General features: G+C 63.8%; 12 protein-coding genes. 2 read left to right on the top strand and 10 right to left on the bottom strand.

Annotated elements, in window-relative coordinates:
- Positions 1–5: 5 nt before the first annotated feature.
- A complete protein-coding gene (locus tag SB816_RS01685; protein ID WP_054504512.1) occupies positions 6–887 on the top strand; it encodes a LysR substrate-binding domain-containing protein in 882 nt (293 codons plus the stop codon).
- A 48-nt stretch (positions 888–935) separates the two neighbouring features.
- On the opposite strand, the gene SB816_RS01680 is transcribed toward SB816_RS01685, so the two are convergent.
- The 8 genes from SB816_RS01680 to SB816_RS01645 form a co-directional block, all read right to left on the bottom strand.
- Positions 936–1940, bottom strand: coding sequence for an asparaginase (locus SB816_RS01680; RefSeq protein ID WP_175143565.1), 1005 nt, complete (start codon positions 1938–1940; stop codon positions 936–938).
- Complete coding sequence (locus SB816_RS01675; protein ID WP_026382435.1) at positions 1933–2850, bottom strand: ParB/RepB/Spo0J family partition protein; 918 nt, start codon at positions 2848–2850, stop codon at positions 1933–1935. Before SB816_RS01675 ends, SB816_RS01680 begins: the two co-directional genes overlap by 8 nt.
- A 44-nt stretch (positions 2851–2894) precedes the next feature.
- Positions 2895–3710: a GNAT family N-acetyltransferase gene (locus SB816_RS01670; RefSeq protein WP_054504514.1), complete on the bottom strand. Its 816-nt coding sequence runs from the start codon at positions 3708–3710 to the stop codon at positions 2895–2897.
- Between the two features lie 12 nt (positions 3711–3722).
- Positions 3723–4523: a ParA family protein gene (locus tag SB816_RS01665; RefSeq protein ID WP_054504515.1), complete on the bottom strand. Its 801-nt coding sequence runs from the start codon at positions 4521–4523 to the stop codon at positions 3723–3725.
- The gene (rsmG, locus tag SB816_RS01660) at positions 4520–5209 is read right to left on the bottom strand and encodes a 16S rRNA (guanine(527)-N(7))-methyltransferase RsmG (RefSeq protein WP_054504516.1); all 690 of its coding nucleotides are present in this window, start codon (positions 5207–5209) and stop codon (positions 4520–4522) included. The genes SB816_RS01665 and rsmG overlap by 4 nt, the downstream gene beginning before the upstream one ends.
- Positions 5206–7125: a tRNA uridine-5-carboxymethylaminomethyl(34) synthesis enzyme MnmG gene (gene mnmG / locus SB816_RS01655; RefSeq protein ID WP_054504517.1), complete on the bottom strand. Its 1920-nt coding sequence runs from the start codon at positions 7123–7125 to the stop codon at positions 5206–5208. Before mnmG ends, rsmG begins: the two co-directional genes overlap by 4 nt.
- A gap of 2502 nt (positions 7126–9627) precedes the next feature.
- Positions 9628–9834: a cold-shock protein gene (locus SB816_RS01650; RefSeq protein WP_006389561.1), complete on the bottom strand. Its 207-nt coding sequence runs from the start codon at positions 9832–9834 to the stop codon at positions 9628–9630.
- 232 nt (positions 9835–10066) lie between these two features.
- Positions 10067–11101: an AbrB family transcriptional regulator gene (locus SB816_RS01645; RefSeq protein WP_116791278.1), complete on the bottom strand. Its 1035-nt coding sequence runs from the start codon at positions 11099–11101 to the stop codon at positions 10067–10069.
- A 115-nt stretch (positions 11102–11216) separates the two neighbouring features.
- Here SB816_RS01645 and SB816_RS01640 point away from each other — a divergent pair, with 115 nt between their 5' ends.
- Complete coding sequence (locus SB816_RS01640; RefSeq protein WP_144656230.1) at positions 11217–12383, top strand: pyridoxal phosphate-dependent aminotransferase; 1167 nt, start codon at positions 11217–11219, stop codon at positions 12381–12383.
- A 173-nt stretch (positions 12384–12556) separates the two neighbouring features.
- On the opposite strand, the gene SB816_RS01635 is transcribed toward SB816_RS01640, so the two are convergent.
- A complete protein-coding gene (locus SB816_RS01635; protein ID WP_054504520.1) occupies positions 12557–14083 on the bottom strand; it encodes a tripartite tricarboxylate transporter permease in 1527 nt (508 codons plus the stop codon).
- A complete protein-coding gene (locus SB816_RS01630) occupies positions 14080–14517 on the bottom strand; it encodes a tripartite tricarboxylate transporter TctB family protein (protein ID WP_054504521.1) in 438 nt (145 codons plus the stop codon). Before SB816_RS01630 ends, SB816_RS01635 begins: the two co-directional genes overlap by 4 nt.
- Between the last annotated feature and the right edge of the window lie 58 nt (positions 14518–14575).

Genomic DNA, 14575 nt, shown 5'->3' with positions numbered 1-14575 from the left:
CCCCCATGCGCAATCTCGATCTGGACCTGCTACGCACGCTGACCGCGATCGCGCGTTACGAAACGTTTTCCGAAGCGGCCAACCGGCTGCACAAGACCCAATCGGCGGTGACGCAGCAGATGCAGCGGCTGGAAGCGGCCATCGGTTTGCCGCTGTTCGAGAAACAGGGGCGCAACAAGGCGCTGTCCACACATGGACGGCGCCTGGTCGAATACGCGCGCCACATGCTGGCCATCAACGATGAAGCGCTGCGCGCGCTGCAGGATGCGCCGCTGGAAGGCGACCTGCGGCTGGGCGCGCCGCTGGACGTGGCCGACACCATTCTGCCGACCTTGCTGACCCATATCGCGCGGTCGGCTCCGCGCGTGAAACTGGAGATCCGCACCGATCGGAGCCCGTTCCTGATGGACGCGTTGCGCGCCGGCGAACTGGACCTGACCATCTCGACCCGCTTCGACCAGGAATTCGAGGGCGTGGCGCTGCGCACCTCGCCCACGGTATGGCTGGCCTCGGCCGACTATGTGCATGACGTCAACGCGCCGGTGCCGCTGGTGCTGGCCGACGAGCCCAGCATCTTTCGCCGCCTGGCATTGACCGCGCTGGAGCAGGCGCAGGTGCGTTGGCACACCAACTACGTGGCGCCCAACCTGGTCGGCATCAAAGCCGCGTTGCGGGCCGGCCTGGGCGTGACGGCGCGCAGCGTCGAACTGCTGGCGCCGGAGATGCGGGTGCTGGGCGAAAAGGAAGGCCTGCCGCCGTTGCCGGACGTGACGTACTTCCTGTGGATAAGGCGCGACCTGATCAATCCGCTGACGCGGCAAGTCTACGACATGCTGCGCACCAGCCTGGGATTGGCGCATGGCGCCGACGCGCCGCCCAATCCCTGACAGCGGCGGTCAACGCAATGGCCCGCTGTGCGCGGCCGCGGGCGTCGCTCAGTAGCGATCGAAGCAGCGCTGCAACGCCGCGGGCTCACGCGTGACGCATAACGCCAGCATCAGCAGCACGCGGGCCTTCTGCGGATTCAAGTCGCCGGCGGCGACGAACCCCAGCGCCGCGTCATCCAGTTCGACGTCGCGCGCGACGAAACCGCTGCCGGTGCGACTGGATCGCGCCACCGCGACGCCGTTGGCGGCGGCGCGGGTCAGGGCTTCGATAGCCAGATCGGTGGCGTTGCCGTCGCCCACGCCCGCCAGCACGATGCCGTCGGCCTGGCGCGCGACGAAATCGATGACGTCGCCCTGCAGGTCGGCGTGCGCATAAACGATGTCCACGCGCGGCCAGCCTGCCTTTTCCAACAATGCGAGTGAAAACTCGCTTTGCGTGCTGTGCGTGGTGGTGTTGCGCGAATAGAAGCACGGCGTGCCGCCGTGCATGACGCCGGCGCGGCCGCGGTTGGGCGAGGCGAAGGCGTTGATCCCGGCGCTGGCGATCTTCTGCAGTTCGCGGGCGTAGTGCACGTCCTCGTTCATGACGACCAGCGGACCGCGACCGCGGGCATCGGGATGGCGCGCCAACGCGACGGCGTTGTACAGGTTTGCCGGGCCTTCGGCGCCCAGGGCGGTCGCCGGACGCATCGCGCCCACCAGCACCACCGGCTTGTCGTGCCGGATCACCAGGCTGAGGAAGTAGGCAGTCTCTTCAAGCGTATCGGTGCCGTGCGTAATGACGATGCCGGCCACCGACGGATCGGCGCACAGCGCATCGACACGGAGCGCCAGCGCGCGCCAGACGTCGTGCGTCATGTTCTGGCTGCCGACATTGGCGACCTGTTCGGCGCGGATATCGGCCAGCGTGGACAGTTGCGGCACGGCGGCCAGCAGGTCGCCCACCGAGAAGGATCCCGCCTTGTAGCCGGCGGAGGTGGCATCAGCCTGCGCGCCGGCGATGGTGCCGCCGGTGGCCAGGACCGCGACGACGGGCAATGCCTGCTCAGGCATCGACGACTCCCGAGAGGCCTTGCCGTTCCAGCAGCGAATTCAGGTGCTCCCAGCCATGGAAGTCGATGACGATCTGGCCTTTTTCCTTGGCGCCGACCTTGAGCGCCACGCGCGTGCCCAGATGGTCGGACAGCGCTTCTTCCAGGCGCGTCAGGTCGCGCGACACGCCGTTGGCCTTTTTCTTGGGCGAGGCGGCGCTCTCGGCTTCCTTGGCGGTCTTTGCGACCAGCTTTTCGGCTTCGCGCACCGACAGGCGACGCGCGATGATCTGGTTGGCCAGTTGAATCTGCGTGGCCGCGTCGACCGCCAGCAGCGCGCGCGCATGGCCCATGTCGACATCGCCGGCCAGCAGCATGGTCTGCACCGCGGAAGCCAGGTTCAACAGGCGCAGCAGGTTGCTGGTGGCCGAACGCGAGCGGCCGATGGCCTGGGCGGCCTGCTCGTGGGTCAGGCCGAATTCGTCCAGCAGGCGGCGCACGCCATGCGCCTCTTCGAGCGGATTGAGGTCTTCGCGCTGGATGTTCTCGATCAGCGCCATGACGGCCGCGTTCTCGTCGGCGACTTCGCGCACCAGCACCGGCACTTCCTTGAGGCCGGCCAGTTGCGCGGCGCGGAACCGGCGTTCGCCCGCGATGATCTCGTAGTGGCCGGGCGCATCGCTCAGCGCGCGCACAAGAATGGGTTGCATGATGCCTTGTGTGCGAATCGACTCGGCCAGCTCGCCCAACGCGCCCTCGTCCATGCGGGTTCGCGGCTGGTACTTGCCGGCCCGCATCTTCGAAACAGGCAAGGTGGACGGCAGACCCTCGGGCTTGGCCGGGGCCTTGCCGATATTGTCGATGGCAGGCGCGTCGGCGCCCAGCAAAGCGTCAAGTCCGCGACCCAATCCCTTGGGTTTCTTGGTGGCCATAGTTAAATCCTCTTTCCTTCTGTTCTTGGTATCCCGAGCCGGGCTCAGGCGGCCGCCTGCTCGGCGGGCAGGCGGTACCAATACGCGTAACAGTCTTTGAAACCGTAGCGGCCATACAAAGCGCGCGCGGCGGTGTTTTGCGGCTCCACCTGCAGATAGGCCGTGGTGGCGCCGTCTTCGACGCATGCGGCCAGCAGATGCTCAACCAACATCGCGGCATGTCCCTTGCGCCGCTGCGCGGGGTCCGTCACGATATCGAACAGTCCCGCGAGGTCGCCATCCCGCACGGCCATGCCCCCCGCCACGCATGCGCCGGCGGCGTCGAACGCCAGCACCGGCAAGATATCCACAGCCAGTCCTTCCAGGCGCGCCTGATGCTCGGCGATGTGCTCTGGCCGGGAATCGCGCATGCGTCCGACCGCCGCCGCGAAACGGGTGGCGTCCACTGTCCTGAAAAGCAGATCGCCCCGGGCGGCCAGCCTGGGGGCGAGCGGCATGCTCATGACTCGGGTCTCTTCGGTAAGGAGGAAGCCCCGCGACGCCAGTTCGGCATCCAGGGCGAAATCGGGGCCGATGGAGGTCAGGCGCACCACCATGGGCAGGCCATGACGCGCGTACAACGTTGAACAATACGCCAGCCGCTCATCGAGCGGACGTGTGGATAACCCCAGCACATTGATGCTGCGTACCCGTTTGGCGGACGACGGCGCAAAGCGCACCAGCCAGCCATCGTAGAGCACCTGAGCGCGCACTGCCGTGGCGTTGAGCGCGGCCTCTTCCAGCCGCACGCGCAGCCCGTCCCGCACGTCGGCAGGCGGCGTGTGGGTGGCGTCCGGGGACAGGCGGATGACGGCGGACATGATGCGGACAGCTTATTTGTTGAGTTCGCGGACGCGCTCGATCATCTCGGCGCCAAAAGAGATGTACGCTTGCGCGCCACGCGAGGCACGGTCGTACACCACCCCGGGCATGCCGTAGCTGGGCGCTTCGGCCAGGCGCACGTTGCGCGGCACCACGGTCTTGAAGACCTTGTCGCCGAAGTGCGATTCGAGCTGCGCCGACACCTGTTGTTGCAGCGTCATGCGCGGATCGAACATCACGCGCAGCAGGCCGATGACCCGCAGGTCGTCGTTGATGTTGCGATGCACGCGCTTGATGGTGTTGACCAGATCCGACAGGCCTTCGAGCGCGAAGTACTCGCATTGCATCGGGATGATGACGCCATGCGCCGCGGCCAGGCCGTTCAGCGTCAGCAGCGACAGAGTCGGCGGGCAGTCGATCAGGACGAAGTCGTACTGGCTGGCGACGGTGTCGATGGCGGCCTTGAGCTGGCGCTCGCGTTCATCCATCTGCACCAGGTCGATCTCGGCGCCGGACAGCTCGCGGTTGGCGGGCAGCACGTCGTAGCCGCCCGATTCCGAGCGCACGCGCGCCTGCTCGATGGTGGCTTCGCCGATCAACACCTGGTACAGATTCGACTCGAGCGAATTCTTGTCGATGCCGCTGCCCATGGTGGCGTTGCCCTGCGGGTCCAGATCCACCAGCAGCACACGTTGCTTGTGCGTGGCCAGCCCGGCCGCCAGGTTGATGGCGGTGGTCGTCTTGCCGACACCGCCCTTCTGGTTGGCGATGCAGAAAACGCGGGCGGTCGAGCTGGGGGGTAAGTTCTTCATAGGGTTCCTTGACTGCGGCGCATCCAGATCAGGCAGCGTTCTGCTTGCAGCTCCGGCACCCGGAGCGGCTGAATATGGTCGACTTGCCATTCCCCACGCGCGTGCAGCGCCTGGATCTCATCATCCGGGACCTTGCCCTTCATGGCGACGAGGGTACCACCGTTGCCCACATGTCTGCCCGCGAGCATCGCAAAATCCTCCAAGGATGCGAAGGCGCGCGACGTCACAATGTTGCAGCCGGCGGGTTCCAGCGTTTCGATGCGCGCGTGGCGCGCCTGCAGGTTCGGCAGCGCCAGCGCGCCGCTCATCTGCCGGACGAATGCGGTTTTCTTTTCAACGGCGTCGATGCAGGTCACCGACCATTCGGGCCGCATTACCGCCAGGACGACACCCGGCAGCCCGCCGCCCGAGCCGACATCGTAGACCTTGGCCGGCGTGCCGGGCGCGCCCAGGATGTCGCTGAACGGTCCCACGGCAGCGAGGCTGTCGAACAGGTGCTGCACCAGCATCTGCTGCGGATCGCGAATGGCGGTCAGGTTGTAGGTCCGGTTCCAGCGCTGCATCTGCGCCAGGTAGTCGAGCAGCTTGGCGGACGCCGCGGCGTCCGCCTGCAGTCCGAGCTGCTCGAAGGCATGCGCGAGGCGGCCGGCCATGTCCGCGCCGGCCGGGTGGAGGTGGGCGCTCATGCGGCTTGCTTGCGCGAGCCGTAGTGCAGGCGCTTCAGGTGAATCAGCAGCAGCGAGATCGCCGCCGGCGTCACGCCCGAAATACGGCCGGCCTGGCCGATGGTCTCGGGGCGATGCGTCTTGAGTTTCTGGCGCACTTCGAACGACAGGCTGGTCACGGCGTCGTAGTCGACGTCGGCCGGAATGGGCTGTTGTTCGTGCGCGATCTGCTTCTGTACTTCGTCCTGCTGGCGGGCGATGTAGCCGGCGTACTTCACCTGGATCTCGACCTGCTCGGCCAGGACTTCGTCCTCGACCACCCCCGGGCCGGCCAGCAGCGTGCCGTCGACATTCCGGGCGGTCATCAGCGCTTCATAGGAAACGTTGGGCCTTTTCAGCAGGTCTGCTAGTGAGTACTCACGTTCAATTGCCTTGCCCAGCAGCGGTTCCGCCACTTCCTGCGGCAGCACGCGGGGATTGACCCACGACGACTTCAGGCGTTCGACTTCGGCGGCGACGGCGTCGCGCTTGCGGTTGAATGCGTCCCAGCGGACATCGTCGACGATGCCGAGCTGGCGCCCGATTTCGGTCAGGCGCAGGTCGGCGTTGTCTTCGCGCAGGCTCAAGCGATATTCCGCACGCGAGGTGAACATGCGATAGGGCTCGGTCACGCCGCGCGTGACCAGATCGTCTACCAGCACGCCGAGATAGGCCTCGTCGCGGCGCGGCGTCCACTGCTCGCGATCCAGTGCGGACAGGGCGGCGTTGACGCCAGCCAGCAGGCCTTGGGCGGCGGCTTCTTCGTAGCCGGTGGTGCCATTGATCTGGCCCGCGAAATACAGGCCAGCAATTGCCTTGGTTTCCAGCGTGCTCTTCAATCCACGTGGATCGAAGTAGTCGTATTCGATGGCGTAGCCGGGGCGCAGGATATGCGCGTTCTCTAGGCCGGGCAAGGAATGGATCAGGTCCAACTGCACATCGAACGGCAGGCTGGTGGAGACGCCGTTCGGATAGACCTCGTGCGTGTCCAGCCCTTCGGGTTCCAGGAAAACCTGGTGCGATTCCTTGTCGGCGAAGCGGTGGATCTTGTCTTCGATCGACGGGCAGTAGCGCGGGCCGACGCCTTCGATGACGCCGCTATACATCGGCGAGCGGTCCAGGCCGCCGCGGATGATGTCGTGGGTCCGGGCATTGGTATGAGTGATCCAGCACGGCAGTTGCCGCGGGTGCATGGCCACGTTACCCATGTAAGAGAACACAGGGATCGGATCCAGGTCGCCCGGCTGCTCTTCCAGGATGCTGTAGTTGATGCTGCGACCGTCGATGCGCGGCGGCGTGCCGGTCTTCAAGCGGCCTTGCGGCAGTTGCAGTTCCTTGAGGCGTTGTCCCAGGGAAATTGCCGGGGGGTCACCAGCGCGGCCGCCCGAATAGTTCTGCAGTCCCACGTGGATCAGGCCATTCAGGAACGTGCCGGCGGTCAGGACCACCGTCTTCGCCCGGAACTTCAGGCCGACCTGGGTAACGGCGCCGACCACGCGGTCGCCCTCCACCATCAGGTCTTCCACGGCTTGCTGGAACAACCAGAGATTGGGCTGGTTTTCCAGGCGGCCCCGGATGGCCTTGCGGTACAGCACCCGGTCCGCCTGCGCGCGGGTAGCGCGCACGGCCGGCCCCTTGGAGCCATTCAGGATACGGAATTGAATCCCCGCCTCGTCCGTCGCCAGCGCCATGGCGCCGCCGAGGGCGTCGACTTCTTTGACGAGATGACCCTTGCCAATCCCGCCGATGGAGGGATTGCAGGACATTTGGCCTAGGGTCTCGATGTTGTGAGTCAGCAGCAGCGTCTGGGCACCGGTGCGTGCCGCAGCCAGCGCCGCTTCGGTACCGGCGTGGCCGCCACCGACGACGATGACATCGAATTCGCGGGGATAATCCATGATGGGGAGATAAGAGAGCGTTCGGTGCTCATTATAGAGGCAGGGGGTGCATGTTTCACGTGAAACATGGTTCGCTGCAGCAATGGAGGCAGTAACACTGCTGCTCGTGTGCAGATTGACAACGAGAAACCGTCGATCGGCGTTTGAATATGTCGGCATCTGCCGCTGTTGAGGGTGAGGCTCCATGGGAACATCTTGTGCCCGTAGTGAAACGAGGCAATGTTTCACGTGAAACATGGGGTGCTGCGGAGGACAACGGAGAGTCCAATACTGTTCATCGCTGGCATCGCAGCATGAGGCAGAGATCGGCCTTCCCCGCCAGCGATTCCCCTCCTCTGCGCCTCGCGTCGTGGCCGGCCGATGTTTCACGTGGAACATGTAGTGGATCCAGCGATAGAAGGAGTTTTCCGGATCGACCTCCACATCGATTCCGACCTGGCCACCGTCAATATATCGATAACCCAGACGTATCGGCCACCCCATTTCACCGATACTGGACACCGATGTTTCACGTGGAACATCGCCGTACAAGGGGCCATTCACCACGGATCCACCCGCGCCGTACTGCCAGCCGATAGATATTCCTCATCAATTGCAGATGCCTGCGTTCGATGTTTCACGTGAAACATGCCGCACCTTGCGGTTGGAGTTGGGGTGGCAATCCGCTAGTCGATCACCACTGAATAGTTGTTCCACGTGGAACATAGAGAAAAGCACATCGACCCCTGAGCGCCTGTCGCGTTGACAATGCGACGAGCCCGGGCGCTTCATGGCTCCAGCGTCCCTACAAGCCAAACAAATAATGCAGGAACAACGGTTCCTCGCTTAGTGATCGGGCAGTCGGGCATCTAAAGAAAAAAAGCGTTTTATCTTCCCCTATCCTACCCCTACCCCTAAAAAATCATCTTTTCTAGTGTTTCACGTGGAACAGCAAGTCGAGTCCGTCCAACGTGGGCGCCCCGAATCTCACAATCTTCACCATCGCATTCGCGGTCATTCATCTTGAATGTCTCTCGTCATTCATCTGAAACACCAAGGCCCTATGACAAATCCGCCACACCGGGAGCGGACGCCCGGCACCGTTCGCTTCTTCAACAGCCGAACGACAATGCCACAAGCCGACGCGCCGAAGCACATCGTCCGGAAATGGCGTGAGTGGATTCTTGGGCTAAACCGGAAAGCCGACGCAACGCCGCCGGCGCGTTGTGCACAAACCCATCCACAGCCAGGAATGCTCCCGGGACCTTGGTTTCACGTGGAACAACTTTGGGGATAACTCGAAGATGCGCCACAGCAAGAAGTCGACAACGCGGACCTGAAGCGATCGAAGGAGAATTACCCAGATTGCGGAAAGCGCACAAATTCGCAACGCGCCACCCGGCGGAAAACCTGGCTACAAGCGCAAAATTGCCATGCCTGCAACGTCTGCGATCCGGCCTGCAGGTATACCCGGGACGATACGGCGAGACGGGAAAACAGCAGTGGAAAAGATTGTGGATAAGCCGCCGCTATCGGCGCGATAAGCGTTGCCAAATAGGCCCCCGCTGCGGAAAACAAGTTGGTCCCGCTCCGGCCGCGCAGTTGAGATATCGCCTTCGACTTCACGGGGAACTTCACACCCGGTCAAAAGTCCAACCGCGCCTTAAGCTGGCGCCAGCATCTTATTCACATATTTATCCCACGCCGCTGGACCGCATCGGCGGGCTGTGCGCAACTCATGCAGGACGCTCGATCGCACAATCATCTTGCCCGTCCGCGGAGTTTCGCGCCATCATCCTTTCGGCTGACACGTGTTCCCGCAATGGCCAATCTGGGCGCTAACTGTGGAAAACTCATTGGCGAAAATTTCCGCCTAAATTTTCCTTCACATGAAATCCACAAGTACGGGGTCGCGATGCAAAACCGGACGGCAGCAGGCCACCGGCCAATCGTGGAAGACGATTTTTGATCCACTATCCCCATTTCTATCCACAGGCTGAACCCCCACCTTTTGGCTATTCGAGGTGTCATTCTGTGCATAACCCGGATGGGGATATCTTTGTGCACAACCGCGGCGCGGATGGACAAAAATGGGTCGTGGCGGGCATCACTGATGGCCTGGCAAGGCCGAGTCCCATGCCGCGAGACAGGCAAAAAAAAGCCGTAAATGCCCGCTTTTCCTAGGGAAACGCACTATTTCCCATGACGCCCGCGCGGTCCGGCGCAGCGGCGCAGCCAATGGGAAAATCGCCCTTCCGCCTCGACAGATCTTTCCAGGAATTGTGCAAAACTACGGCGCGAAAAGGCGGTGTGCTTCATTACTGCGCAGCGCAATGCACATGCCCGGGAATAATTATCCACAAACTTATCCAACGCTCGAGGATATGTTAGTAATCACTAACATCACGGCATGAGCACGCTGCGGACACGGCTGCCGCAAATGAAACAACGCCCCAGACCGCGAGGTTCTGGGGCGTTGCAGCCAGGCCAGGCCTGGCGGACGGGAAATTGGGATTTCCCGATTTAGAGCGGGCGAATTTCGGCCGCTTGAGGTCCTTTCGGACCATCCTTGACTTCGAATTCGACTTCCTGCCCTTCGTTCAGGCTGCGATAGCCGCGGCCCTGGATGGCGGAAAAGTGTGCGAAAACATCGGTGCCACCGGCATCCGGCGTAATGAAACCGTAACCCTTGTCAGCGTTGAACCACTTGACTTTGCCCTTCTGAGCCATTTTCCTAGCGTCCTGTAATTAACGAAATGCAATGAATCAAGGACGCCGTGAGAACTGAACGACCGGTAGGGATACCTGCGTTGCTGCTGCGTTCTCGCTTGCCGCAAAAGCGGCAGAACAAGTCCGCGCGCTGCTTGAATCAACTGCGGAACCAGCATACCCACCCCGCATTACAGACTCATATAGTTGTTTTCCCCAATGTCGTATTTTTCTGACTGGAACGCCAATACCGCTACGCGGAATTTGCCTGCCGCCGCGCCAGGAACGCGTACATCGGACCGGTCACGATCACCACGAACACCATCCGCGAGACATGGAATGCGGTCACCACCGGCACGCCCAACTGCAGCACCTTGGCGGTAATCGCCATCTCGGCGATGCCCCCCGGCGTGGTGCCCAGGATCAACGTCGGCACCGGCGCCGCGGACCACAATGACAATAACGCCCCCAGGCCGAACGCCAGTGCCAACGCGATGACCGTGAACACCGCCACCGCCGCGATAAATCGCGGCGCCGCGCGGAAGAAATCCGGGCGATAACGATCCCCCAGCGACCAGCCGATGAAGAGCTGTCCGATCTTGGGCACGAAATCCGGCAACGCGGACAACTCGATGCTACTTGCGGTCAGGATCATCGCCACCAGCATCGGCCCCAGCACCCATGGATTCGGCAGGCGCAGCTTCATGAAGCACAGCCCGCCAACGCAGGTCAGCGCCACCAGCGCGGCCAGGCCGGCGCCATGCACGGTCCTGGGCCCGGGCACGGTGGGGTCGATACCGGCCACCCCCCACCACTGGAAAATGAACGGCACTGTGACCACGACCAGCAGCACGCGCACGCTATGCGCGGTCGCCACGCGGTCGATGCGGGCGCCGTGTCGCTCCGCCAGGCTCGCCATTTCGCTGGCCCCGCCCATGGCCGACGAAAACCACGCCGTCTTGAAATCAGCATCGGTGTAGCGCCGCAAAATGGCGGTGCCGATGAACGCCAGCCCCAACGCGAATAGCATGCCGACGATGATGGGGCCGGCATTGCTGCCTATGTGTCCGATCACCTGCGGCGTGAAATACAGGCCTAGCGACGTGCCGATGACCCATTGGCCGGCGTTGCGCGCCGGCCGCGGGCATACGGTGCCGCCGCCCGCGATGCGCACCGCCGCTGTCAACAGCAAGGCCCCCAGCATCCATGGCAACGGCAAATGCATCCACAGCGCCAGCAAGGCGCCGGTCAACGCGATCGCCAGGCCGCCGAGGACCCTCCACAACATGTTTTGAACCACGATACCGCCCGCGCCTATAAGCTCATGAGAAACCCGAATTATGAGTTAGTGGGATACTTACGAAAACTCTCTTGCACACCCAGCGTTCCACTTCGCGTCCACCATGATCCGATCCAAACTTCCCGACGTCGGCACCACCATCTTTACCGTCATGAGCCGCCTGGCCATTGAGCACAAGGCCATCAACCTGGGCCAGGGCTTTCCGGATTTCGATCCCGATCCCGCGCTGTGCGCGCTGGTCAGCAAGGCCATGGCCGACGGCCATAACCAATACCCCTACATGCCCGGCGTGGCGCCGCTGCGCGAAGCCATCGCCGCCAAGACCCAGGCCCTGTATGGCCGCGCCTACGACCCGGAAACCGAGATCACCGTCACCAGCGGCGCCACCGAGGCGCTGATGGCCACCGTGCTGGCCGCGGTCAACAGCGGCGACGAAGTCGTCGTCATCGAGCCCTGCTACGACTCCTACCTGCCGGCCATCCGCCTGGCCGGCGGCACCGCGGTGCCGGTGCCGCTGCGCGCGCCCACCGCCGAGGATCCTTACTACCGCATCGACTGGCAGCGCGTGCGCGACGCCATCACGTCCAAGACCCGCCTGCTGATGCTGAACTTCCCGCACAACCCCACCGGGGCCGTGCTGGACGACAGCGATCTCGATGCGCTCGAGGCCATCGTGCGCGACACCGGCGTGCTGTTGGTGTCGGACGAGGTCTATGAACACATCGTGTTCGATGGCAAGCCTCATTCCAGCATCGCGCGCCGCCCACTGCTGGCCGAACATGCGTTCGTGATCTCGTCGTTCGGCAAGACCTATCACACCACCGGCTGGAAGATCGGCTACTGCTGCGCGCCGCGCCAGCTCAGCGCCGAGCTGCGCAAAGTGCACCAGTTCATGGTGTTCACGGTGCCATCGCCGATGCAGTTCGCGCTGGCCGAATTCATGCGCGATCCCAAGCCCTACCTGGACCTGCCCGCGTTCTACCAGGCCAAGCGCGACCGCCTGTCGCAAGGCTTGGCCAAGACACGTTTCAAGCCGCTGCCCAGCCCCGGCACGTTCTTCCTGCTGGCCGACTACAGCGAGATCTCCAGGCAGAACGAGGCGGACTTCGCGCGCGACCTGACGGTGCGCCACGGCGTCACGGTGATTCCCGTTTCGGCGTTCTACCAGAAGCCCGACGCGGCTGAGTCGAACCATCGCATCGTGCGCTTCTGCTTCGCCAAGAAAGACGCCACGCTCGATGCCGCGCTGGAGCGCCTGGCGCGGGTCTGAAGACGCGCCGCGCGCATCACGACGAAGCGCCCCCTCGGGGCGCTTTCCTTTTGTCTCGACCACAAATGTAGAGATGAAAAAAAGGAGCGCCGCGGCGCTCCTGAACTACCTCCGGCGTGACCCGCTCCGACGCCGCGCGGCCCCGTGCCGGCGGGGCCGCGGCGCGGAACCCGTCACACCGGTTCGGCGGCAACCTTCCTGGCCCGGCGCACGCGGCGCAGGATCTGCGGCACCACCACCACGGCGATGGCGGCGGTCCATAACGTGATGGCGACAGGGCTGGCGAACAGCACCGACACGTTGCCATCGGTCATCGACAAGGCCCGGCGCAGGTTCTGCTCCATCATGTTGCCCAGCACCACGCCGAGCACCAGCGGCGCCATCGGCACGCCGAACTTGCGCAGGAAATAGCCGAGCGCACCAATGCCCGTCACCAGCAGCAGATCGAACGTGCCGGCGTTGATGGCATACACGCCGATATAGCTGATGCACAGGATGCCCGGCACCATCAGCCAGCCCGGCACCGACAGCACTTTCGAGAACAGCCGCACCATCGGCACGTTCATGACGAACAGCAGCACGTTGGCCACGAACAGCGAAGCGATCAGCCCCCACACCAGTTCCGGCTTGGTGTCGAACAGCACCGGACCGGGCGTGATGTTGTAGAGCGTCAGCGCCCCCATCATCACCGCGGTGGTGCCCGAGCCCGGCACGCCCAGCGTCAGCATCGGCACGAACGAGCCGATCGCCGACGAGGTGGCGGCGGCTTCCGGCGCAACCAGGCCGCGCATGTCGCCCTTGCCGAACTTGGCGTTCGGATCCTTGGCTTCGATGATGCGCTTTTCCTGCGAGTAGGCGACGGCCGCGGCCACGCTGGCTCCAGCGCCCGGCAGCACGCCGACGCCGAAGCCCACCAGCGCGCTGCGCACCACGCTCCACCAGGTGAACGCCAGCTCCTTCAGGTTGAACAGCTTGCGGCCGCTGGGCTTGACCTCGACGCTGTGGCCCGCCATCACCTTCTCGAGCATTTCCAGCATCTCGCTGACCGCGAACAGCGCAATCACGACCACCACGAAATCGATGCCATCGGCCAGGTGCACGGAGTCGAAGGTATAGCGGTATACGCCCGAATTCGCATCCACACCGATGACCGAGATCGACAGGCCGATCATGGCCGCCAGCACGCCCTTGATGGGTTGCTTGCCGAGCAGGCTGGTGAGGCAGCAGAAGGCGAAGATCATCAGCACGAAGTACTCGGCCGGACCGAACGCCAGCGCCCATCTGGCCAGCAGCGGCGCCAGCAGGATGATGCCCACCACCGACACGATGGCGCCGAAGAACGCGGACCACGCCGACAGCGACAGGGCGACGTTGGCCAGTCCCTGGCGCGCCAGGGGATAACCGTCCAGCGTCGTCATGATGGCGCTGGCCTCGCCCGGCACGTTCAGCAGGATCGAGGTAATGCGGCCGCCATATTCCGCGCCCACGTAAACCGCCGCCAGCAGGATCAGCGCGGTCTCGGGCGGCAGGTTCATGGCGAACGCGATCGGAATCAGCATCGCCACGCCGTTGATGGGCCCCAGGCCCGGCAGCACGCCCACCATGGTGCCGAAGAACGAGCCGATCGCGGCCACCAGGATGTTGGTCCATGAGAACGCAACGCCAAAGCCGATCGACAGATGATCGAGGATTCCGCTCATATCAGGTTCTCCAGCAAGCCACCGGGCAGGACGACATCCAGCACCTTGTCGAACAGCACGAAAAAGAAAACGCTCATGACCACGCCGCCAAGCGCGCACTTGGCCCAGCCGCCGCCGAACAGGCGGCCGACGAAGACCGTCATCAACGCCGTCGCGATGACGAAACCGAGCCACTGGAACAGAAAGGCGTAGGCGGCGGCGAACACAACCATCAGCGCAATACGGCCATTGGCGCCGGCGGGATTGGGTTCGACCGGGTTGCCGCCCTTGTAGGCCAGCCGCAATCCGCACAGGCCGATGATCAACGCCAGCAGCAGCGGGAAGGCGCGTGGTCCCACGGGTTCGTAGGCGAATGGGGCTTCGATGCCCCACCCCGCCCAGGTCATGAAGGCCGCCAGCAGCAACGCCGCGATGCCCAGGATTCGATCGTTCATGATCAGCTTTCCGTTGGTTGAAGGACCGCGCGGCGCGAGCCCGCCCTGGCCGCCGGCT

This window comes from Achromobacter sp. SIMBA_011 (assembly GCF_046535435.1).
Classification (GTDB): domain Bacteria; phylum Pseudomonadota; class Gammaproteobacteria; order Burkholderiales; family Burkholderiaceae_B; genus Achromobacter; species Achromobacter dolens.
The sequence above is the reverse complement of the archived record's forward strand: the minus strand, read 5'-3'. Positions and strand labels throughout refer to the sequence as shown.

Bases quoted from the DNA above. Each gene is read 5' to 3' on its own strand.
- SB816_RS01685 (WP_054504512.1), top strand. From the start codon at position 6: ATGCGCAATCTCGATCTGGACCTGCTACGCACGCTGACCGCGATCGCG.
- SB816_RS01680 (WP_175143565.1), bottom strand. From the start codon at position 1,940: ATGCCTGAGCAGGCATTGCCCGTCGTCGCGGTCCTGGCCACCGGCGGC.
- SB816_RS01675 (WP_026382435.1), bottom strand. From the start codon at position 2,850: ATGGCCACCAAGAAACCCAAGGGATTGGGTCGCGGACTTGACGCTTTG.
- SB816_RS01670 (WP_054504514.1), bottom strand. From the start codon at position 3,710: ATGTCCGCCGTCATCCGCCTGTCCCCGGACGCCACCCACACGCCGCCT.
- SB816_RS01665 (WP_054504515.1), bottom strand. From the start codon at position 4,523: ATGAAGAACTTACCCCCCAGCTCGACCGCCCGCGTTTTCTGCATCGCC.
- rsmG (WP_054504516.1), bottom strand. From the start codon at position 5,209: ATGAGCGCCCACCTCCACCCGGCCGGCGCGGACATGGCCGGCCGCCTC.
- mnmG (WP_054504517.1), bottom strand. From the start codon at position 7,125: ATGGATTATCCCCGCGAATTCGATGTCATCGTCGTCGGTGGCGGCCAC.
- SB816_RS01650 (WP_006389561.1), bottom strand. From the start codon at position 9,834: ATGGCTCAGAAGGGCAAAGTCAAGTGGTTCAACGCTGACAAGGGTTAC.
- SB816_RS01645 (WP_116791278.1), bottom strand. From the start codon at position 11,101: ATGTTGTGGAGGGTCCTCGGCGGCCTGGCGATCGCGTTGACCGGCGCC.
- SB816_RS01640 (WP_144656230.1), top strand. From the start codon at position 11,217: ATGATCCGATCCAAACTTCCCGACGTCGGCACCACCATCTTTACCGTC.
- SB816_RS01635 (WP_054504520.1), bottom strand. From the start codon at position 14,083: ATGAGCGGAATCCTCGATCATCTGTCGATCGGCTTTGGCGTTGCGTTC.
- SB816_RS01630 (WP_054504521.1), bottom strand. From the start codon at position 14,517: ATGAACGATCGAATCCTGGGCATCGCGGCGTTGCTGCTGGCGGCCTTC.